Source organism: Labilithrix sp. (assembly GCA_019637155.1).
Taxonomy (GTDB): Bacteria; Myxococcota_A; Polyangia; order Polyangiales; family Polyangiaceae; genus Labilithrix.
The window spans coordinates 40,461-59,558 of the sequence record JAHBWE010000007.1; the positions used below are offsets into that span (position 1 = coordinate 40,461).

At 71.1% G+C, this 19,098-nt stretch carries 17 protein-coding genes; 3 read left to right on the top strand and 14 right to left on the bottom strand.

Annotation, left to right across the window (positions count from 1 at the left end; translation table 11 throughout):
- Position 1: 1 nt before the first annotated feature.
- Entirely contained in the window at positions 2 to 1,114 is a 1,113-nt protein-coding gene (gene ada, locus KF837_15775; protein ID MBX3228779.1) for a bifunctional DNA-binding transcriptional regulator/O6-methylguanine-DNA methyltransferase Ada, read from the top strand.
- Positions 1,115 to 1,122: 8 nt separating this feature from the next.
- Here the strand turns inward: ada and KF837_15780 are convergent, their stop codons facing one another.
- Genes KF837_15780 through KF837_15790 form a run of 3 tightly spaced genes read right to left on the bottom strand, consistent with a single transcriptional unit; the run spans position 1,123 to position 4,245 of the window.
- The gene (locus tag KF837_15780; GenBank protein ID MBX3228780.1) at positions 1,123 to 1,866 is read right to left on the bottom strand and encodes a class I SAM-dependent methyltransferase; all 744 of its coding nucleotides are present in this window, start codon (positions 1,864 to 1,866) and stop codon (positions 1,123 to 1,125) included.
- A gap of 16 nt (positions 1,867 to 1,882) precedes the next feature.
- Complete coding sequence (locus tag KF837_15785) at positions 1,883 to 3,316, bottom strand: hypothetical protein (protein MBX3228781.1); 1,434 nt, start codon at positions 3,314 to 3,316, stop codon at positions 1,883 to 1,885.
- Positions 3,317 to 3,372: 56 nt separating this feature from the next.
- Complete coding sequence (locus tag KF837_15790; GenBank protein ID MBX3228782.1) at positions 3,373 to 4,245, bottom strand: serine/threonine-protein phosphatase; 873 nt, start codon at positions 4,243 to 4,245, stop codon at positions 3,373 to 3,375.
- Positions 4,246 to 4,397: 152 nt separating this feature from the next.
- Here KF837_15790 and KF837_15795 point away from each other — a divergent pair, with 152 nt between their 5' ends.
- Positions 4,398 to 5,135, top strand: coding sequence for an ABC transporter ATP-binding protein (locus KF837_15795; GenBank protein MBX3228783.1), 738 nt, complete (start codon positions 4,398 to 4,400; stop codon positions 5,133 to 5,135).
- On the opposite strand, the gene KF837_15800 is transcribed toward KF837_15795, so the two are convergent.
- The 6 genes from KF837_15800 to KF837_15825 all read right to left on the bottom strand — a co-directional run bounded on the left by KF837_15800 (position 5,132) and on the right by KF837_15825 (position 11,848).
- Entirely contained in the window at positions 5,132 to 5,914 is a 783-nt protein-coding gene (locus tag KF837_15800; protein ID MBX3228784.1) for a Cof-type HAD-IIB family hydrolase, read from the bottom strand. The genes KF837_15795 and KF837_15800 overlap by 4 nt on opposite strands.
- Positions 5,911 to 8,055 (bottom strand): serine/threonine protein kinase, encoded by a 2,145-nt coding sequence (locus KF837_15805; protein MBX3228785.1) that lies wholly within the window; start codon positions 8,053 to 8,055, stop codon positions 5,911 to 5,913. The genes KF837_15800 and KF837_15805 overlap by 4 nt, the downstream gene beginning before the upstream one ends.
- A 9-nt stretch (positions 8,056 to 8,064) precedes the next feature.
- A complete protein-coding gene (locus KF837_15810; protein ID MBX3228786.1) occupies positions 8,065 to 8,982 on the bottom strand; it encodes a YbbR-like domain-containing protein in 918 nt (305 codons plus the stop codon).
- A gap of 6 nt (positions 8,983 to 8,988) precedes the next feature.
- Positions 8,989 to 10,074 (bottom strand): diadenylate cyclase CdaA, encoded by a 1,086-nt coding sequence (cdaA, locus tag KF837_15815; GenBank protein MBX3228787.1) that lies wholly within the window; start codon positions 10,072 to 10,074, stop codon positions 8,989 to 8,991.
- The gene (folP, locus tag KF837_15820) at positions 10,074 to 10,937 is read right to left on the bottom strand and encodes a dihydropteroate synthase (protein ID MBX3228788.1); all 864 of its coding nucleotides are present in this window, start codon (positions 10,935 to 10,937) and stop codon (positions 10,074 to 10,076) included. The genes cdaA and folP overlap by 1 nt, the downstream gene beginning before the upstream one ends.
- Positions 10,938 to 11,266: 329 nt before the next feature.
- The gene (locus KF837_15825; GenBank protein MBX3228789.1) at positions 11,267 to 11,848 is read right to left on the bottom strand and encodes a winged helix-turn-helix transcriptional regulator; all 582 of its coding nucleotides are present in this window, start codon (positions 11,846 to 11,848) and stop codon (positions 11,267 to 11,269) included.
- 65 nt (positions 11,849 to 11,913) lie between these two features.
- On the opposite strand from KF837_15825, the gene KF837_15830 reads away from it, so the two are divergent.
- Entirely contained in the window at positions 11,914 to 13,683 is a 1,770-nt protein-coding gene (locus KF837_15830) for an acyl-CoA dehydrogenase family protein (protein MBX3228790.1), read from the top strand.
- Positions 13,684 to 13,801: 118 nt separating this feature from the next.
- Here KF837_15830 and KF837_15835 read toward each other — a convergent pair whose 3' ends face one another.
- From KF837_15835 to KF837_15855, 5 genes are all read right to left on the bottom strand, one after another.
- On the bottom strand, positions 13,802 to 14,380 hold the full coding sequence (locus KF837_15835; protein ID MBX3228791.1) for a hypothetical protein: 579 nt from the start codon (positions 14,378 to 14,380) through the stop codon (positions 13,802 to 13,804).
- 76 nt (positions 14,381 to 14,456) lie between these two features.
- On the bottom strand, positions 14,457 to 15,515 hold the full coding sequence (locus tag KF837_15840; protein ID MBX3228792.1) for an ankyrin repeat domain-containing protein: 1,059 nt from the start codon (positions 15,513 to 15,515) through the stop codon (positions 14,457 to 14,459).
- A 4-nt stretch (positions 15,516 to 15,519) separates the two neighbouring features.
- Entirely contained in the window at positions 15,520 to 16,494 is a 975-nt protein-coding gene (locus tag KF837_15845) for a tetratricopeptide repeat protein (GenBank protein MBX3228793.1), read from the bottom strand.
- Between the two features lie 15 nt (positions 16,495 to 16,509).
- Positions 16,510 to 17,397, bottom strand: a complete 888-nt coding sequence (locus tag KF837_15850) for a bifunctional riboflavin kinase/FAD synthetase (GenBank protein MBX3228794.1) — start codon at positions 17,395 to 17,397, stop codon at positions 16,510 to 16,512.
- Positions 17,394 to 19,094: a hypothetical protein gene (locus tag KF837_15855; protein MBX3228795.1), complete on the bottom strand. Its 1,701-nt coding sequence runs from the start codon at positions 19,092 to 19,094 to the stop codon at positions 17,394 to 17,396. The genes KF837_15850 and KF837_15855 overlap by 4 nt, the downstream gene beginning before the upstream one ends.
- Positions 19,095 to 19,098: the final 4 nt, after the last annotated feature.

Below are 19,098 nucleotides of genomic sequence, written 5' to 3' on the forward strand. Positions count from 1 at the left end.
AATGAATTCGAGAGCAAGGGGCGGAGTGTCGAGGCGGGCGCGCGGACGTAGCTTGCCGCGTATGGACATCACGAAAGACCCTCGCTGGACCGCGCTCGTGAACCGCGACGCGAGCGCGGACGGCTCGTTCTTCTACTCCGTCGCCACGACCGGCGTGTACTGCCGGCCTTCGTGCGGCGCGCGCACGCCGCGGCCCGAGAACGTCGCGTTCCACCGCCGCGCCGCCGACGCCGAGCGGGCGGGGTTCCGCGCGTGCAAGCGCTGCAAGCCGGACGGGCCGCCGCGCGAAGCCGAGCAGGCGCGCGTCGTCGCGGAGCTGTGCCGGCTCATCGAGACGTCCGAGGCCGCGCCGACGCTCGCGGTCCTCGCGGAGCGCGCGGGCTGGAGCCCGTTCCACCTCCATCGCGTGTTCAAGGAGGTCACCGGCCTCACGCCGCGCGCGTACGCCGCGGCCCACCGCGCGAAGGCGGTCCGCGCGCGGCTGGCGGAGGCGCCGAGCGTGACGGCGGCGATGCACGACGCGGGCTACGGCTCGTCGAGCCGCTTCTACGAGCGCGCCGACGCGATCCTCGGGATGACGCCGCGGCGCTTCCGCTCCGGCGGCGCGGGCGCGACGATCCGCTTCGCGGTGGGGGAGTGCTCGCTCGGCTCGATCCTCGTCGCCGCGAGCGAGCGCGGCGTCTGCGCGATCGCGCTCGGCGACGATCCCGAGGCGCTCACGCACGACCTCGAAGACCGCTTCCCGCGCGCGGAGCTCGCGCCGGGCGACGCCGCGTTCGAGCGCCTCGTCGCGAAGGTGATCGGCTTCGTCGACGGGCGCACCGAGCGCTTCGAGCTCCCGCTCGACGTCCGCGGCACCGCGTTCCAGGAGCGCGTCTGGCAGGCGCTCCGCGCGATCCCGCGCGGCCGCACGATCACGTACACCGAGCTCGCCGCGCGCATCGGCGCCCCGCGCGCGGTCCGCGGCGTCGCGAGCGCGTGCGCCGCGAACCCGGTCGCGCTCGCGATCCCGTGCCACCGCGTCGTCGCCAAGGACGGCAGCCTCGCCGGCTACCGGTGGGGGATCGACCGAAAACGCGCCCTCCTCGCGCGCGAGCGGCGAAGAGCCGGTTGAGGTCCCGCTTACTTGCGACGGACGTGCACCACTTGGTGCATGTGGTGGCCGTCCCAGTAGGAGAGCACCTTCGAGCCGGCGACGCCGAACGGTGGCTGCGTGATGTCGAGCTCGCGGTACGCGCCGGCCTGAATGTCCACGTTGCGAGCCGAGAACGTGCGCGGACTGACGCCGTTCGTGATCAACGCGTGCTTGAACTTCGGCAGCTGCGCGAGGAACGTCTTGATGTCCGCGGAGGGCAGGTGCTGGAGCACGTGCTTCGAGAGGAGGAGGTCGGCCTCCGGCAGCTCCGTCTTGACGATGTCGGCGTGGAAGAACTCGATGTTCGGCTTACCGAATTGCGCCTTGTCGCGCGCGATGACGGCCGGAACGATGTCGAATCCCTTGTAGTGGATACCCGACCAGTCGATCGTCTGCGAAAATTCCCAATCGCCGCAGCCCGCGTCCACCACGGAATGGATGTCGTTGTCGCGCATGAACTGGGTGAGGAATGCGCGATAGACCGCGGTCGCCTCGACCGTCGAGCCCGACCCTGACGTGCCGAGGCCGGCGTCGTTCTCTCCCCACTCGCTGTTTTCGTAGATCCTCTCGAAGGCCGCCTGCGTGGCGACCGACGGCGTCGGCGTCGGTGCGCTCGAGGTCACCGGAAACGCGGGCGCCTCGGCGATGGGCATCCGCGCGACCCACGCCACGGCGAACCCCGCGAGCGCTCCGGCGACGACGCAGACGAGGTACCGAGCAGGCGGGTTCATCGCGAGCGAGACTACCTCACTGGCACTGGATCGCGTCTGGGGTTCCGCCGGTGCACTTTGCGTTGGCCTCGCATTGGAGGCCGCGGGCGATGACGCCGGCTTCGCAGATGATCGCGGAGTCGGGGGCGAGCTCGCTGCAGTAGAGGCCGTCGGCGCGGCCGGCGCAGCTGTCGGCGAGCGGGAGCTTGCACGTGTCGGCGCTGCCGTGGAGGTAGTGGTCGCCGTCACCGAGCGCGAAGTCGAACGAGGCGAGGTCGACGTTGTGACCCTGATCGAAGATCGGGACCTGCACGCGCGCGGCGATGTTGCCGGTGAGCCCGTGCTCCTCGCGCAGCGTGACGCCGGACGCCTTGCCGCCCTCGTTCTCGAGCGCGCAGAGCTCCGACGAGAGCTTCAGCCACGGCCCCATCCGCCCCTCCATCCCGAGCGCGTCGAAGGCGAGCACCTTCGGCAGCGCAACGATCTCGCAGCGGACCGAGACCGTCGCCTTGCCCTCGATCGACTTGAGCACGAGGCCGCCGCTCGCGGTGGGCGCCTGGGAGAGGTTCGTCTGATCGAAGTGATCGAGCCCCACGTCGCCCTCGAAGCCGAAGACGCCGCGCGCGCCGATGTTCGCGCCGACGGTGAAGCCGAGCGAGCCGCCCGCGCTGAGGTTGCACTTCAGCTCCGGCTTGAAGCTCACCGTGACCGGGATCGGCGCGGGGATCGGGATCGTGACCTCGGGCCCCGTCCACGCCTTGTCGATCGAGGCGTCCTTCGCGACGCTCACGACGATGTCGGCCGAGATGGAGGGCTCGAGCGTGAGCACCGACTTGAACGCCGCGCCCTCGGGCGGGTCGAAGGGACCCCACCAGTCCGCGTGGCGGACGTCGAGGTAGCCGTCGAACGACGCCTTCACCGTGAGCGTCGCGTTCTCGAGCTTCACCGCGTCGTCGATCGCCGCGAGGAGCGAGGTCGTCTCCTCACCGCTCCCGCCGCCGCTGCCTTCCTGCTCGTTCGCCTGGAAGCGCAGCGTCCGCGTGACGACCTTGCCCTTGCCCACCGTCGCGCCGGGCCGGAGGAGCGACTTCGTGCTCGAGAAGTCGAGGCGGCCGTCGTGGATCCAGTCCGTCAGCTCCGCCTTCTCGGTCATGAGCACCGTGTCGGCGCCGTCCTTCTCGATCTTCGTGACGCGGCGGAGGAACCCGTACGGGTTCGTCTCCTTCATCCCCTTCGCGCGATCGCCTGCGACGACCGTGCCGACCTCGATCTGCGAGAGCACGTCCTCGTGCCCGGTGGAGGCGATGACCAGGCGGTCGTCCGCCACCCTCACGTCGTCGGAGAAGCTCTTGTCCGCCGTCACCGCGCCCGGAACGAGCGTCGGCGGCGGGCGTCCTTCGAGGCGAGAGCGCTCGGTGGTCGGGTCTTCGGTCGCGCACCCCGCGGCGAGGGTTGCGCAGAGGAGGAACAAGGCGGGAGAGGTTCGGTTCATCACGCGCGACCACGTCGCAGCGTGCGTTCCATCGGTCAGGTCGGCTTCGGCTCGAACGCCTTGATGACCTCGACCGCCTTCTCGGCGCTCTCCTCCGGGGCGGGGGGCGCGAGCTCGCCGCCGATGCCGGCGACGATGATCGTGACGTTGTCCTTCCCGCCGCGCTCGAGCGCGAGGTTCAGGAGCGACTCGACCGCGGCCTCGGGGCGCTGGCCGACGACGGCCTGCTTGATCTCCTCGTCGCTGACGTGAACGGTGAGGCCGTCGGAGCAGAGGACGAGGCAGTCGCGATCGCGGAGCTCCAGCTTCCCGACCGCGATCTTGATCTCGCGCTGATGCCCCATCGCCTGGAGGATGACGTTGCGCATCGGCGAGTTGCTCGCGTCCTCCGGCTTCAGCACGCCGCTGTCGACGAGCATCTGCACCATGCTCTGGTCCTTCGTCACCTGCGCGATCGCGCCGGAGCGAACGAGGTACGCGCGCGAGTCGCCGACCTCCGCGATGTACGCGCGCCCGGCGCGGACGAAGAGCGCGGTGAGCGTCGCGCCCATCTTGGCGTGGTCGTGCTGCCCGCGCTCGCGGACCGCCTCGTGCGCCGCCTTCACCGCCTCGGTCAGCGTCGCGTCGCGCGGGGTCTCGAGCGGCGCGGAGCCGACCTCGCGCGTCAGCGTGTCGACGACGATCGCGCTCGCGACCTCCCCCGCCTGCGCGCCGCCCATGCCGTCGGACACCGCGAGCAAGACGCCGCGCTCGCCCACGTCGAAGCGCGCGTGGGCGCGATCCTGGAGGAGGGCGCCGCCGGTGAGGTCGGCGACGACGAAGGCGTCCTCGTTCTTCTCCCGGACTTTGCCGACGTGGGTCGTGCCGGCAACGCTGACGTAGTGAGGCGAGCTCGGGGCGTCGGACATGGGACCTCTTCGTCGTCATGCTATTCGTATGCCGTCGGGCCGGGAACAGAGCCCACGGTTCGCCTGTATTTACGGGCATGGGGCAGATCGCCTCGACCTACCCCGAGAGGGGCGTCGAGTCCTACAGGACGTGTGCTATGAGGAGGCCGCTCATGCCGCGCCCGGTCGTCGTCGCACGTGACGTGAAGAAGTCGTTCCAGCACATGGGGCGCACGCTCGACGTGCTGCGGGGTATCGACCTCACGATCGACGAAGGCGAGATGGTCGGCATCGTCGGCCAGTCGGGCGCGGGCAAGTCGACGCTCCTCCATTGCATCGGCACGCTCGACATCATCACGTCGGGCTCGCTCCGCATCGACGAGTCGGAGCTGACCGAGCTCTCGGGCACGCGCCTCGCCGCGCTCCGGAACCGCACGATCGGCTTCGTCTTCCAGTTCCACCACCTGCTCCCCGAGTTCAACGCGCTCGAGAACGTCATCATGCCGGGCCTCATCCAGGGCCGCTCCCGCAGCGAGATGGCGTCGAAGGCGCAGGCGCTCCTCGAGGAGGTCGGCCTCAAGGACCGCGTCCTCCATCGTCCCGGCGAGCTCTCCGGCGGCGAGCAGCAGCGCGTCGCGCTCGCCCGCGCGCTGGTGCTCGAGCCGAAGCTCCTCCTCGCCGACGAGCCGACCGGCAACCTCGACTCGCGCACGAGCGACCAGATCCATCAGCTGTTTTACAGCGTGAACCAGAGCCGCAAGACGACGATCGTGATCGTCACGCACAACGGCGCCCTCGCCGCCGGCATGCCGCGCGTCATCACGCTGAAGGACGGCCGCGTCGAACGCGACGAACGCCGCGAAGCAGGGCCTGCCCTCACCGGGATCAAGACGGGCAAGGTCGAGGTCTAAGCGAGGACGATCTCGACCGCGCGCGCGAACGCGGTCTCGGGCGCACCGGGCTCGGTCACGTGCTTCGCCGCGCGGCGCGCGGCTTCGCGGCCGTGGGCCATCGCGACGGAGCGGCCCGCCCAGGCGAGGAGCTCGACGTCGTTGTTGCCGTCGCCGAAGGCGAGCGTGTCGCTCGCGCCGAGCCTCGCGGCGAGGGCGGCGGCGCCGGTCGCTTTGTTCGCGCCGCGCGCGAGCAGCTCGAGGAGCTCCGGCTCCGTGATGACGGCGTGATGCCGCGCGGAGAGCTCGGCGGGGAGCGACGCGTGCAACTCCGCGATGCGCGCGGGCTCGTCGGAGAGGAGCACCTTCTGGAACCCGCGCGGATCGAGCGAGTCGAAGCGCACGACCGGCGGCGACCACCCCGTCTTCTCGGCGTACGTCTCGGTCCAGCGCGTCCGCGCCTCGATGAACGCTCCGTCGCGGTGGTACGCGATGACGCTCAGCTCCCTGTCGCGCGCGATCCGGCAGAGCGCGACGACGTCGTCGAACGCGATCCCCATCTCGAGGATCGCCTCGTCGCTCCGCGCGTGCCGCACGACGACGCCGTGCGACGAGAGGATCCATCCGTCGGCCCCGACCGCCGCGAGCGCGAGGATGTTCCGATGATGCCGCCCCGACGCGAGCACGATCTCGCATCCCGCCGCCCGCAGCCGCGCGAGCGCCCGCTCGTTCTCCGCGCTCACACGGCGGTCGGGCCCGAGCAACGTACCGTCGAGATCGACGAACGCGAGCCGCGTCAACGCAGGCTCTCGAGCACCTGCGCGGCGTCGGGCTTCGCGCTCGGCATCGCCGCGCCGAGGGCCGCGACGGCGACGGCCTTGAGCTGGGGCGACTTCAGCTTGCCGCGGTCCGCGAGCGCGCCGAGCTTGCGGACGGCGCGGGCGTCGACCTGGTTCGACTCGCGTAGGCCCGCGATCGCGGCGGTGAGCACCGACTCGTCGCCCATGTCGAGGAGCTTGAGCAACGTCGGGCCCGCGCGATCGGCCCAGACGCGGGGGAGCGCGCGCGCGGCGGCGCGGCACAACGTCGGGACCGGCGACGACGCGTACTGCTCGACGAGGCGGCCCGTCGCGTCGTCGAGCAGCGGCGGCACCGAGAGGAGCAAGTCCTCCGCGAGCTCCACCCCCGCGCGGTGCTCGCCGCCCACCGCCCGCGGCATGACCTTCTCGAGCGCCGCGCGCACGACCGGGAGCGCGATGTCGCCGCACGCCTTCATCGTCGTCACGAACGCGATGCGCGCGTTCGCGTCGGCGACCCTCGTGCGCGCGCCGTAGAGGGCATACACCCCCGCCGCGCCGCCGCGGACGATGAGGTCCGCCGCTGCCTCGCGGCCCTCCTCGTCCCACGCGAGCAGGCGCGCCGCGATCGGCGCGAGGACGGCGGGCTCGGTGAAGATGCTCGCGACCGCGTTGTGCGCGGCGCGGCTGTCGTCGTCGATGTGCGCGCGATCGGCGACGCTGTCGAGGAGCTTCGCGATCGCGTGGAGGGCGAGGACGTCGGCCTCCTGCGCGAGCGGACGGATGTGGCCGCCGAGATCGACGAGGCGATGCGCGAGCGTCGCGAAGTCGGGCGCGTTCGCGACCTCGCGCGCCCACGACGGCAGCTCGCGCGCGGCGGCCCGCACCGGACGCGGCGGCGGAGCCGGGACCGGCGGCGGCGGAGCCGCGCGGGGGAGCGGCGGAGGAGCCGGAGCCGGCACGCGCGGCGCCTCCTTCACGAGGAGCTGCCGGAGCTCCGCGCGCAGCTCCGACATCGACGCGAAGCGGTCCTCGCGGCGCTTCGCGAGCGCCTTCGCGACGATGCGGTCGTAGCGCGGATCGATGTCGGTGCGGTACTGCGAGACGGCGGGGGCCGGCGTCTTTATGTGCATGCGCCGGATCGTCTCCGCGTCGCGCGCGAGGAACGGGACGGTGCCGGTCGCCATCTCGAAGAGCATGATGCCGCACGCGTAGACGTCGCTCCGTCCGTCGAGCTCGTGGCCGAGGCACTGCTCCGGGCTCATGTAGACCGGCGTGCCCGCGAGGCGCTGCGCGACCTCGCCCGAGACCTTGCCCGTGACCGCGAAGCCGAAGTCGAGGACCTTCACCACCTCGGTCTTGTTGCCGTCGTCGTCCTCGCGCGTGAGGACCATCATGTTGTCGGGCTTCACGTCGCGATGGATGAGCCCGCGCTCGTGCGCGTGACCGAGGCCGGCGCACGCCTGCGCCATCAGGTTCACGATCCGGGGGAGCGCGAAGATCTTGTTCTCCTTCTTCTGGATCCCGCGCAAGGTCTCGCCTTCGACGAACGCCATCGAGATGTAGAGGAGCTGCTCGTCGGGGTCCTCGCCGAAGTCCTGGATGTGGATCAGGTTCGGGTGATCGAGCTGCGAGAGCGCGAGCGCCTCGGCGTGGAAGCGGCGGCCGAACTCCGCGTCGTGCTGGAACGCCTCGTGGAGGACCTTGAGCGCGACGATGATGCCGAGGCCCGTGTGCCGCGCGCGATAGACCGCGCCGATGCTGCCTTCGCCGAGGGGCGAGATGATCTCGAAGCGCCCGCGCGCGAACGGCCGGCCGACGAAGCGGTCCTGCGGCACCTCCGGCACCTCGACCTCGGGCATAGAGGCCGCGACCGGCGCGGACTCCTCCTCTTCTTCCCACGGGTAGACGCGGAGCGGGACCACGCCCTCTTCGCCGTCACCGACCTCGAGCGGCTCGGCGAGGAAGTTGAGCGGCATCGGCGAGGTCGGGAGATAGACCTCGAGGAGGTGGGGACCCGCCTCGATCGGCGACCACTTCAGGTTGAGGCGCACGTCACGTCCGACGCGCGCGGCCTCCTCGAGCTGGCGCGCCTCGTCCTTCGAGAGCGACGCGATGAGGACAGGGAGGTCTTCAGCCGCCATCCGAGCCGTTCACCACTTGACGATGACGTTCGGAGGCGTGAAGTGCGCCTCGCACCGCTCGATGTGGAGCCCGACGGGCAGGCTCTCGCTCCCGGTCGGCTCCTTCGACGTGACGTCGACTTGCGGGACGATCTGGTCCTGATGGAGGCTCTTCACGATCTCGGGCGGACAGACGAGGCGGACGTTCACCTCGGCCGGCGTGGTCTTCGCCTTCGGTTGGCCGACGACGGCGACGGCGAGCTTCTTGAACTCCGTCTCGCTCACCTCGCGCGCGATCTCGGCCGTCACGACGACGCTCGTCGGATCGATGCGGAGGCGCGGGCTCGGCTTCTCGACCGCGAGCGGCCGCGGATAGAGCCCGTCCGCCGTGATCGTGCGGACGTCGAACGCCTCCGCGCGCACGAACTGGAGCACCATGACGTCGCTCTGCGGGCCGCGGACCTTCACCGTCTTCGGCTCGGACGTGAGCGGTCCCTTGACGACGAAGCCCTCCGCCGGCGAGCCGACGACGGAGACCTGGACCGGCACGTCGCGCGTGACGCGTTGCTCCCACTTGAGCTCGATGTTCGGCGGCTCGAACTGCTCGACCTCGACGCGCACGCCGTCGGGCAGGCGCACCATCTTTTGGTTGAAGATGACGTGCTCTGGCGCCTCCGTCAGGTCGACGAGCATGTGCACCGAGCCGCCGCGCAGGTTGTCGATCGTCTGCGTCGACCCGCGGACGAAGATGCGCACGTCGCGCGGGATCGTCCCGACGAGGACCTTGTCGCCGCTCTCGGCGGGGAGGTTCACCTCGAGGTCGACGGAGAGCGATCCGCGCGCGTCCTGCCCGCCGTGGACGAGCGAATAGAGGACGAGCGCGAACGCGAAGCTCAGAAGCTTGAGGTTCAGGTTCTCGGTGAGGGCCGCCTTGATCCGCTCCCACATGGCGACTTACTCCCCATCGTCCTTCGGCGGCGGCGGGACGGTCGAGGGCCGGAGCGTGTTCGAGATCGGGAGCGGGGTCGGCAGCGGCGTCGCGAGCGTCGGCGCCGGCTGCATCGGCCGCGTCGCGGTCGGATCCGTCACCCGCTGCGCCGGCACGGAGTCCTCCGGGATGATCGAGGAGCGGCGCGTGACCGGCGCGATGACCTCCGCCGGCGGCAACGTCACGCGGACGGGGCCCGACGAGGGCACGAGCGTGCTCCGCCCCTTCTGCGCCGCGGCCGCGCCGCCCTTCTTCTTCGCGCGCGCGCGCTGCCCGAAGAGGCCGAGGAGCGCCTGCTTGAGCGACGCGCCGTCGAGGTTCGGGACGATGTTGCCGTTGAAGCAGAAGCTGATCGTGCCGCGCTCCTCCGAGACGACGACGACGACGGCGTCCGTCTCCTCCGTGATGCCGAGCGCCGCGCGGTGACGCGAGCCGAGCGACTTGTCGAGGACCTTCACGTCCGGCATCGGGAAGAAGACGCCGGCCTTCGCGATGCGGAGGTTGCGGATGACGACCGCGCCGTCGTGCAGCTTGTTGAGCCCCTCCGGGATGAACATGCTGACGAGGAGCTCGCGCTGGACCTGCGCGTCCACGGTCGTGCCCTGACCGACGACGAACTCCTCGAGGTTCGCGTCCTGCTCGAAGCAGATGAGCGCGCCCATGCGATGGCGCGCGAGCTCGGTCGCCGCCGCGACGACCTCGTCGATGACGCGCGTCTCCTGCTGCCGCGACATCCCGGTGAAGAAGGCGCGCGATCCGACGCGCATGAGGCCGCGGCGGATGTCGTTCTGGAACACGACGACGACGATGAGGATGACGCTCGAGAGGAGCGACGAGAGCAGGTTGAAGAGGGTGAGGAAGCCGGCCCACTTCGCGACGACGTAGACGAGGAAGATGACGCCGAGGCCGGTGCCCATCTGCATCGCGCGCGTGCCGCGGAGGACGAGCAGCGCGCGGTAGACGACGTACGCGACGATGAGGAGGTCGGCGACGTCGATCGCCGCTTGCGTCAGCGACCTTGCAGCGAAGAGATGCCGGAGGCCGTCCAGCATCAGATCTTCCTCCGCGGGGTGCCGAGGACGTTGTCGAGATCGATCGCCTGGCGCGTCGCGCGCACGGCGTGGACGCGGAGGACACGGACGCCGGCGTGAACGGCGTGGATCGCGGCGGCGATGGACGCGCCGTCGCGATCGGCGGCCGCGGCGTCGCGATCGATGAGGGTGAGGAACGACTTGCGGCTCGCGCCGACGAGGACCGGCACGCCGTCGAGCTTCTCGACGAGGACGCGCGCGCGGCGGAGCAGCTCGAGGCTGTGGCGCGCCGTCTTCGAGAAGCCGAGGCCGGGATCCATGACGAGCGCCGAGCGCGGGACCCCTCGCGCGATCGCGCGCTCCGCCGCGCGCTCCCAGTCGACGAGGACGTCCTTCACGACGTCGCCGTACTCCTGGAGCGACGCGCGCATTCCGACCGCGGGCCGGTAATGCGAGAGGATGAGCGCCGCGCCGCTGCCGCCCGCGACGTCCGCGAGCCCCTCGTCCGTGAGGAGCGACACGTCGTTGATCGCGTGCGCGCCGCAGTCGAGCGCGGCCGCGGCGACCTTCGGGCTCGCCGTGTCGATCGAGACGCACGCGCCGCGCGCGGCGGCGTGACGGATCGCGGGGAGCACGCGCTCGAGCTGCTCCTCCGCCGGCACCGGCTTGCTGCCCGGCCGCGTCGACTCGCCGCCGACGTCGATGATGTCCGCGCCCTCGGCGATGAGCTCGTCGATACGCGCCGCGGCGTCCGACGCCGCGAGGTAGCGACCGCCGTCGGAGAAGGAGTCCGGCGTGACGTTGCAGATCCCCATCAGGGCTGCACCGCGGCGTGCCACGGCCCCTCGGATCACGTCGGCGAATTTCTCGCTCCGTGCCGCCATCTCCTTAGGAAAGGCGTAGCAAGATGCACGCCCCCAAACAAGGTTCTCTCTCAACGTCAGGGGCTTCGCCCCCGACACCCCCACCCCGCGAACACGACCCGCCGCGCTTTGCGCGGCGGGTTGCTTTGCAACCGCTGTGGCGGTCGCGTTCGCGGGGCCCCTCGAAGGGGCCGCCACTTTGCTGCCGCTTGCTGCCAGCGCTTCGTGCCTCTTGCTGCCGGCGCTTGGTGCCGCTTTGCTGCCAGCGCTTGGTGCCGCTTTGCTGCCAGCGCTTGGTGCCGCCGCTCGAAGCCAATGCTCGCTCTTCGTGCTTGGGGCGCGGCGGGCTGTTAGTGCGGGCGCCTCGACGGGGCCCCAGAAGCGGCCGCGAAAGCGGGCGCGAAGCGCCCCGAGCGCGCAGCGCGAGGGCCGTGTCTGGGGTGGGGTGTCGGGGCGAAGCCCCGACGTTGAGTAAGAGCTATGCGCGTTAGTTTGTGTAGCAACTTTAGGTGGCGGGTGAGGTCGTCGTTGAGGGCGGTGGCGATGGCGGCCTGGGCTTTTTTCCAGATCGGGTAGCCGCGGGTGAGGGTGGCGCGGCCGGAGCGCGTGAGGCGGACGAGGCGTTCGCGGCGGTCGGAGGGGCTGGGCTCGAGCTTGAGGAGGCCGAGGCGCTCGAGCACGGCGAGGTTGCGTGAGAGCGAGGACTGATCGAGCACGAGCATCTCGGCGAGCTCGCCGATCGGCATCGGACGATCGGCCGACCATGCGAGCGCTGCGAGGACGGTGAACTGCGTCGCCTTCAGGCCGATCTCGTCGAAGTGGGCGTCGAAGAGCTGCGTCATCGCGCGGGAGGCACGGCGGAGGTTGTGACACGCGCACTGGAGGCTCATCTCCGCGCAGTCGTCGACGCTCGGCGGCAGCTCCTTCGGCATGCGTGACACCTAGCACCTCGCACGCGCGAATGCAGCGCAGCGACAAAACGTGCGACTCTATCGGGATGGCGCACTTGCCTTCGTCTCCGCCGTCGGGACACATCCCGGCCCCCGCCACGAGCGCCTCGAGCGACGAGTCCTTCGCGAAGAGCCTCTTCGTCGGCTCCCCGGCCGAGGGCCTCGTGTTCCCGTTCCCGGAGCCGACGCGGAGCGAGGTCGACGAGATCCATCGCGTGCTCGAGTCGGTGCGGAAGCTCGCGCCGAAGATCGAGCCGGCGCGCATCGACCGCGAAGGCGCGATCCCGCTCGAGGTCATCTCCGCGCTGCGCGACGCGGGCCTCTTCGGCCTCGTCGTCCCGCGGACGCTCGGCGGCGCGGGCTTCGGCCTCACCGCGTACGCCCGCGTCGTCCAGGAGCTCGCCGCGCTCGACGCGTCGGTCGCGCTCACGGTGAGCGCGCACCAGAGCCTCGGCCTCTCCGCGCTCCTCTACTTCGGGAGCGAGGAGCTGAAGGCCAAGTACCTCCCGCGCTGCGCGCGCGGCGAGACGCTCGCGGCGTTCGCGCTCGCGGAGGTCGGCGCAGGCAGCGACGCCGGCGCGATCCAGACGCGCGCCGATCGCGACGGCGACGCGTTCGTGATCAAGGGCGAGAAGGCGTGGGTGACGAACGGCGGCGTCGCCGACGTCCTCGTCGTGTTCGCGCGCACCTCGCCGGCGGAGGACGGCGCGAAGCCGCGCCTCACCGCGTTCGTGGTCGAGCGCGGCGCGGGGGTCACGAACGGACCGAACGATCCGAAGCTCGGCGTCCGCGGCGCCTCCACGACGACGCTCTCGTTCGACGGCGTGCGCGTCTCGCCCGAGCACGTCCTCGGCGAGGTCGGCCGTGGCTTCAAGGTCGCGATGGAGGTCCTCACCACCGCCCGCCTCGCGCTCGCGTCGAGCTGCATCGGCGCGTCGAAGCGCCTCCTCAAGATGGCGGTCGACCGCGCGACGGAGCGGAAGACGTACGGCCGGCACATCGCCGAGTTCCCGATGATCAAGGACAAGATCGCGTCGATGACGGCGGAGATCTTCGCGCTCGAGTGCACGACGTACCTCACGACCGGCATCGTCGACGCGGGGCGCACCGATTTTTCGGTCGAGAGCGCGATGTGCAAGGTCTTCGGCTCGGAGGTGCTCTGGCGCGTCGCGAACGAGTCGGCGCAGATCGCGGGCGGCCTCGGCTACTCCGCGAACGAGCCGTGGGAGCGGATGGTCCGCGACGCGCGCGCGATGATGGTGTTCGAGGGCACGAACGAGATCCTCCGCTGCTTCGTCGCCCTCTCCGGCATGCAGGGCGCGAGCCTCCAGATCGAGGACGTGTCGCGCGCGATGCGCGAGCCGATCAAGGGCTTCGGCCTCCTCAGCGAGCTCGCGATGAAGAAGGCGCGCTCGGTCCTCAACCGCGATCGCCTCGCGCGCGCGCACCCGTCGCTCGCAGCGCAGAGCCAGCTCGTGATCGACTACTCGCAGCACCTCGCGAAGAGCGTCGACAAGGTGCTCCGCCGTCACGGCAAGAACATCGCCGAGATGCAGTACACCCAGAAGCGCGTCGCCGACGTCGCGATCGACCTCTACGCCCTCACCGCCTGCATCGCGCGGACGACGCGCTCGATCGAGAAGCGCGGCGAGGAGGGCAGCCGCCGCGAGATCGACCTCCTCACGATGTTCGCGCGCGCGGCCAAAGCGCGCCTCGCCGAAAACGTCGTCTCCTTCGACGACAACGACGACGAACACCGCAAGGCGATCGCAGCCAAAACCTGCTCCGACGGCGGCTACCCCCTCGACATCCTTTGAAGCAGCCGTGAAGCCGCTGAAGCGGTGAGCGCTCTCTCGGGGAGCCCGGGGGCGCGGAGCGCGTCCCCGCGCGACGGCCCCCGGCGGGAGAGCTCGAGAGGGCAGAGCCCTCTCGAAACTAGAGAACGCACATGTCGCGCGGCCACACCCGCGCGATCTTGTCGTCGACGAAGACGATACACGCGGTGGCGAAGCGGGCCTTCGTCGTGCGTGGGGATGGGAGCGCGTGCTCGACCTCGACGCGGCCGAGGCGGCGGAGCGCCTCCTTGCGTGTCATCCCCGCCTTCACGCCGTTCGCGCCGCCGATCTCGTAGTCGCGCACCACGTCGGTGACGCCGAGCGCGCGCTCCGCCTCGGGGGTGCGCTTCACGCGGAGGCGGCGCTGCGCGACGTAGCGCGGAGGGTGGGCGTCGTTCGGCTCGTAGCGCGCGACGATGAAGTCGAGGTTCTGGCGATCGAACGCGTGGAAGAACCAGCGCGGATGCCCCGGCGTGCCGTAGGCCTTGCCGAACTCGCTCTCGACCGCCTCGCGCGTCTGGACCGCGGTGTGGAGGTCGACGTCGACGAACGAGACCACGTCGAAGTCGAGGAGCGCGATCGGCGTCAGCGTGCTCGGGACGAAGTGGCGAGACTCCGCCGTTGGGACGCTCCCCGCGCATCCGGAGAGTCCGAGGAGCGCCAATACGACAACGCTCACGGTGGCTCGCACGATCGTCTCATTAACCCTGGATCGCGGACGGCGATCCGTCGAGGCGATTTACGTTCGCGATCGACTACTTCACGCGGAACGAGGCGACGCTCTCCCCCGCCTGCCGGCCGCGCGTCTCGTCGCTGAGGTTGGGGCGGTAGTCGCGGTACGAGAGGCTCACGAAACGCGTCGGGAGCGCGTAGATCGCGTTCGCGACGAAGAGGTTTCCGCCCATCGACGTCGCCGTCCAGCGCGCCTGCATGCTCTCCGGCGTCTCGTGGAAGCGCACCTCCGTGAAGCGCACCTCCGCGCCCTCCGCCTCCGCCCGCGTCTGGGCGTTGTGGGCGGCCACGTTCCGCGCGATCGCGTCCTGGCGCTCGTCCGGATCGAGCTCCTCCGGGAGGTTCACGATCGAGACCACGATCTGCCGCTCGCCCGTGACCTCGAGGTACTCGTAGCTCCCCTCCCCCTCGGTCTCGTTCCACGACCCGAGGAGCTTGATCTTGAACTCGGGCCGGTCGAACCGCGACGCGCTGTGGGAGAGCTCGAGCGAGCCGAGATCGCTCGGCGCGAGGAGGATCGACAGCTCCGGCGGCGGCGGTCCCACCTCGTAGGCGTAGCGCGAGGCGTTGAGGCCGTTCTCGTCGAGGAGCGCGCGGTCGGCGCCGGCGCGTAGGAGGACGCGCACCGTCTCGACGAGGTGACCGCGCGCCGCCTGCATGAGCGCGGTGCTGCCGTGGCGGTTCGCACGGTTCGGCTTCGCCCCCGCCTTCACGAGCGCGACGACCCCTTCGACGAGGCCGTGCCGCGCGCACAGCATCAGCGCGTCGTTCCCCTCGGTGTTTCCGAGGTTCGGATCGGCGCCGCGCGCGAGGAGGAGCTCGACCCCGGCGATGTCGCGCGTCGTTCGCGCGTAGGCGCACGCGGCGAGGAGCGCGGTCGTCCCGTCCGGGGCCTGGAGATCGATCGTCGCCCCGCAGTCGATGAGCGAGCTCATGACCTCGAGCCGCCCCGTCATCGCCGCCATCATCAGCGTCGTGACGCCATCCTCGCGCCGCCAGTCCGGATCGACGCCGCCGGCGACGAGCCGCGCGATGCGGTCGGCGCGCCCGAGCTGTGCGTAGAGGAGGAGATCCTCGGACACGGCGTCAACCCGCTACGATTTGCGCCGCGCGCTCCGCCGCCGCGCGGACGATCGCGTCGTCGAGGAGGCTCGGCTCGCTCGCGTCGAAGGTCCAGTGCCGGAGGGTGCTGCCGGGCCCGAGCTCGAGCGCAGGGGAGTGCGCGACGGGGACGAACTCGCCGGCGGGGACGAACCCGATCGCGATGCGCACCACCGCGTCGGCGGGGAGGTCACGGAGGACGAGCTCGCCCGCGCGCGGATCCGCGGCGAGGTCTCGCGTCTCGACGCGCGGACCTTCCCACGACGGCGCGATCGTGACGATCCGGAGGAAGAAGAACGACTCCTCGGCGAGCTGCTGCGACGCGGCCGAGAGGCTCCACCAGACGTAGTGCGCGCCGCCGGCGGGGACCGCGACGCAGCGATCGGCGATCGGCGCTCGCTCCGATGGCGGCGCCACGGTCAGGACCTCGGCCTCCGGATCGGGCTCGGGCTCGGGCTCGGGATCGGGCTGGACGGGCTCGACCTCCGGCTCGGGGGGGAGCGGCTCCGTCGGCGGGACGTAGTCCTTCGCCTCGAGCTTCTCGAGGAGGGCGCGCGCGGCGAGGTGGTCGGGCTCCTCCGCGAGGACGCGGCGGAGCGTGTCGATCGCGCGGTCCTTGTGTCCTTGCGCGGCGTAGATCTCCGCGAGCGTGACGGTCGGGATCGCCTGCGCCTCGGGCCGCGGGACCTCGCGGACCGGATCGACGAGCGCCGCGCGGAAGCGCTCCGCCGCGTCGGGCAAGTGGAGGCCGCGCTCGACGACGCGCGAGAGCAGGTCGCGCGCGAGGCCGAAGAAGCCGCGCGATCGCTTGAGCTGCGCCTCGTCGATCCTCACGTCGAGGCGGAGGAGCTCGTCGACGAGCTCGGGCCGCGTGAGGACGCGCGCGCGCCGGATGCCGGCCGCCTGCGCGCGGAGGACGAGGCTCTCGCGATCGAGCCGCTCGAGATCGACGCGGTCCATTCGGATCGGGTCGTATCAGCGGGCGGCTTTGGGAGGCAAGCCGGCGAGGAGCCCGCGCGCGGAGGCGGCGTCGGCGGCGATCTGCGCCTTCAGCTCGTCGAGCCCGGAGAAGCGCTTCTCGTCCCGGATCTTCGCGATGAAGTGGACCCGGAGCGCCTGACCGTAGAGGTCGCCGTCGAAGTCGAAGAGGTGCACCTCGAGGCGGAGGTTCTGCCCGTCCACGGTCGGGCGCACGCCGAGGTTCATCACCGCGGGCCGCTCGTCCGCGAGCACGGCGTACACACCATGCGGCGGCAGCATCTCGGTGACGCCGCCGAGGTTCGCGGTCGGGAACCCGATCGTGCGCCCGCGGTGATCGCCGTGCTCGACGGTCCCCGAGATCGAGTGCGGGCGTCCGAGGATCGCGGCCGCCTCCGCGAGATCGCCCGCGTCGATCGCCGCGCGGACACGCGTGCTCGAGTACTTGCCCTTCGCGTCGCCCGCGATCTCGGCGGCGGCGACGTCGAAGCCGAGGTCCTTGCCGTGCGCGCGCAGCGTCTCGAGATCGCCGGCGCGCTGGGCGCCGAAGCGGAAGTTCGCGCCGACGACGACGACCTTCGCGCGGAGCCGCTCGGCGAGGAGCTCCTTCGCGAAGTCGGCCGGCGTCATCGCGGCGAGGGCGGCGGTGAAGGGCTCCACCACCACGTCGTCCGCGCCGTGATGACGGAGGAGCTCGACGCGCCGCGCGATCGTGGTGAGGAGCGGCGGGCCCGAGCCGCGGAGGACGAGCGTGGGATGGGGATCGAACGTCAGGACCCCGACCGTGAGGCCGCGCTCGTCGGCGATCGCGCGCGCCTGGCGCAGCACCGCCTGATGGCCACGGTGCACGCCGTCGAGGTTTCCGATGACGATGACGCTGCTCACGGGGGCAGACACTCCGGCGGAACAGGGTTGTCCGAGCAGACGCCGCTGTCGAGACCTTCTTGGCTCGGGCCCACGATCTCGACGACCGCGCGCGCGCCTTGCGAGAGGAGCACCGTGCGCGGCTTCGTCGAGCACGTCGACTTCTCCGCGAGGCGGATCGATCCCTCCGCCTCGGAGCACCCGCCGCTCTCGTTCGGGACCGTCCACGCCTGCCCGCTCGGATAGACGAGGCTGATCGCGTACCGGCCGAGCGGGAGACAGCCGCGGCGCACCTCGCGCACGAGCGGCTGCCGCTCGAGCGCCCGCCGGTCGAAGAGCGGGAGCTCACCCGTCTCCGCGGCGTCGGCGCTGATGCCGGTGAAGTGCGGCGCGACGAGGACGCCGCCGAGATCGACGCGGCGCGGGTCGAAGCACAGCGCCGCGGGCCGCACGAGCGCGGTGAAGTGGCTGCGGAGCGCGGCGGTGGACGGCGACGCCGAGATCGGTCCTGCGACCGTCTTCGCGAGCGAGTCGCGATCGAGCGTGATCGCCTGGATGACGACGAGCGGACCCGGCGGCTTCCCGGTGACGTTGCTCTCCTCGAGCGAGCCCTGCACGACGAGCGACTGCAGGTCGGTCCTGCGCTGCGGATCGTCGGCGAGCTTCACGAGCGCCACCTGCGGCCAGAGCGCGGGCACGGCCGGGTTCTCCGGGATCGTACCGCCGCGCGAGAACACGAGGAGGCCGCCCTTTCCGCGCGGCGGCAGCGACGGGAGCTGGAAGCCGAACGGCTGGCGCGGGTCGACCGCGTCGGCGACCTCCTGCTCCGGCAATCCCCACGAGATGCGGAGGCTCTGGAACCCACGCTGGAACGCGTCGAGCGACTCCGCGGTCGGGTTCGTCGGCGGCGCGAGGATGTGCACGTCCTGCGTCATCGCGAGGATCGGGACCGCGAACGGATCGGCGCGCTCGTTCGCCGTCGAGCGCACCGCCGTGCCGATGACGTCGCTGCTGTCCTCTCTCCCCTCTCGCTCGACGCGCCGCGGGTGGAAATACGGCCGCGTGAACGGGACGACGGAGCCGAGCGTAACTGGGATATTGTCGGCGACGAATCCCTTGTCCGGGATCGTGAAGTTGGGAATCTCGCCGGCGGGCGCCTGCTGCGCGATACCGACGTCGATGGGACGATAAATGGGAGTGTAAGCGAGATTGCCGGCGTTCTTCCGCGCGTCCTCGACGTCGATGAACCCGCCCGCGATGTCGCCGGCCTCGGGGAGGTTTCGAAACTTGAACGTGGGCCAGAAGCGGCCGCGCCGATCGTAGAACGCGGAGATGACGTAGGAGCCGCCCTGGAGCGGCGCGACCGCGAACGGGGCGGAGGCCTCCACCGTTGCGCCGTCGTCGGGGCAATAGAGCTCGCCCGAGGTCGAGCGCGGCTCGTTCGCGAAGAGCACGTTGCCGGGGACGGCGACGAAGTTGACCGCCGACGTCGCGAGCCCGGTCGGCGGCGGCGGGTTCCGGCGATCGAAGACGAGGATGACGGCGTTGCCCACGATGTCGCCCGCGCGCGAGCACGGGCGCGGACCTACGTACGTCACGGTCCCGCGGATGAGCCCGCGCGGCGGGAAGAGACGGCGGTCGTTGCGCTGGTCGTCGATCGGCACGTCGCCGCACGCGGCGAGGAGAACGAGACAGAAGAGGAGGAGGCGCGCGAGCATCGGA

Excerpts from the sequence above, each read along its gene's own strand:
- ada (MBX3228779.1), top strand. The coding sequence starts at position 2 with ATGAATTCGAGAGCAAGGGGCGGAGTGTCGAGGCGGGCGCGCGGACGT.
- KF837_15780 (MBX3228780.1), bottom strand. The coding sequence starts at position 1,866 with ATGAACCCGCCTGCTCGGTACCTCGTCTGCGTCGTCGCCGGAGCGCTC.
- KF837_15790 (MBX3228782.1), bottom strand. The coding sequence starts at position 4,245 with ATGTCCGACGCCCCGAGCTCGCCTCACTACGTCAGCGTTGCCGGCACG.
- KF837_15795 (MBX3228783.1), top strand. The coding sequence starts at position 4,398 with ATGCCGCGCCCGGTCGTCGTCGCACGTGACGTGAAGAAGTCGTTCCAG.
- KF837_15805 (MBX3228785.1), bottom strand. The coding sequence starts at position 8,055 with ATGGCGGCTGAAGACCTCCCTGTCCTCATCGCGTCGCTCTCGAAGGAC.
- KF837_15810 (MBX3228786.1), bottom strand. The coding sequence starts at position 8,982 with ATGTGGGAGCGGATCAAGGCGGCCCTCACCGAGAACCTGAACCTCAAG.
- cdaA (MBX3228787.1), bottom strand. The coding sequence starts at position 10,074 with ATGCTGGACGGCCTCCGGCATCTCTTCGCTGCAAGGTCGCTGACGCAA.
- folP (MBX3228788.1), bottom strand. The coding sequence starts at position 10,937 with ATGGCGGCACGGAGCGAGAAATTCGCCGACGTGATCCGAGGGGCCGTG.
- KF837_15825 (MBX3228789.1), bottom strand. The coding sequence starts at position 11,848 with ATGCCGAAGGAGCTGCCGCCGAGCGTCGACGACTGCGCGGAGATGAGC.
- KF837_15830 (MBX3228790.1), top strand. The coding sequence starts at position 11,914 with ATGGCGCACTTGCCTTCGTCTCCGCCGTCGGGACACATCCCGGCCCCC.
- KF837_15845 (MBX3228793.1), bottom strand. The coding sequence starts at position 16,494 with ATGGACCGCGTCGATCTCGAGCGGCTCGATCGCGAGAGCCTCGTCCTC.
- KF837_15855 (MBX3228795.1), bottom strand. The coding sequence starts at position 19,094 with ATGCTCGCGCGCCTCCTCCTCTTCTGTCTCGTTCTCCTCGCCGCGTGC.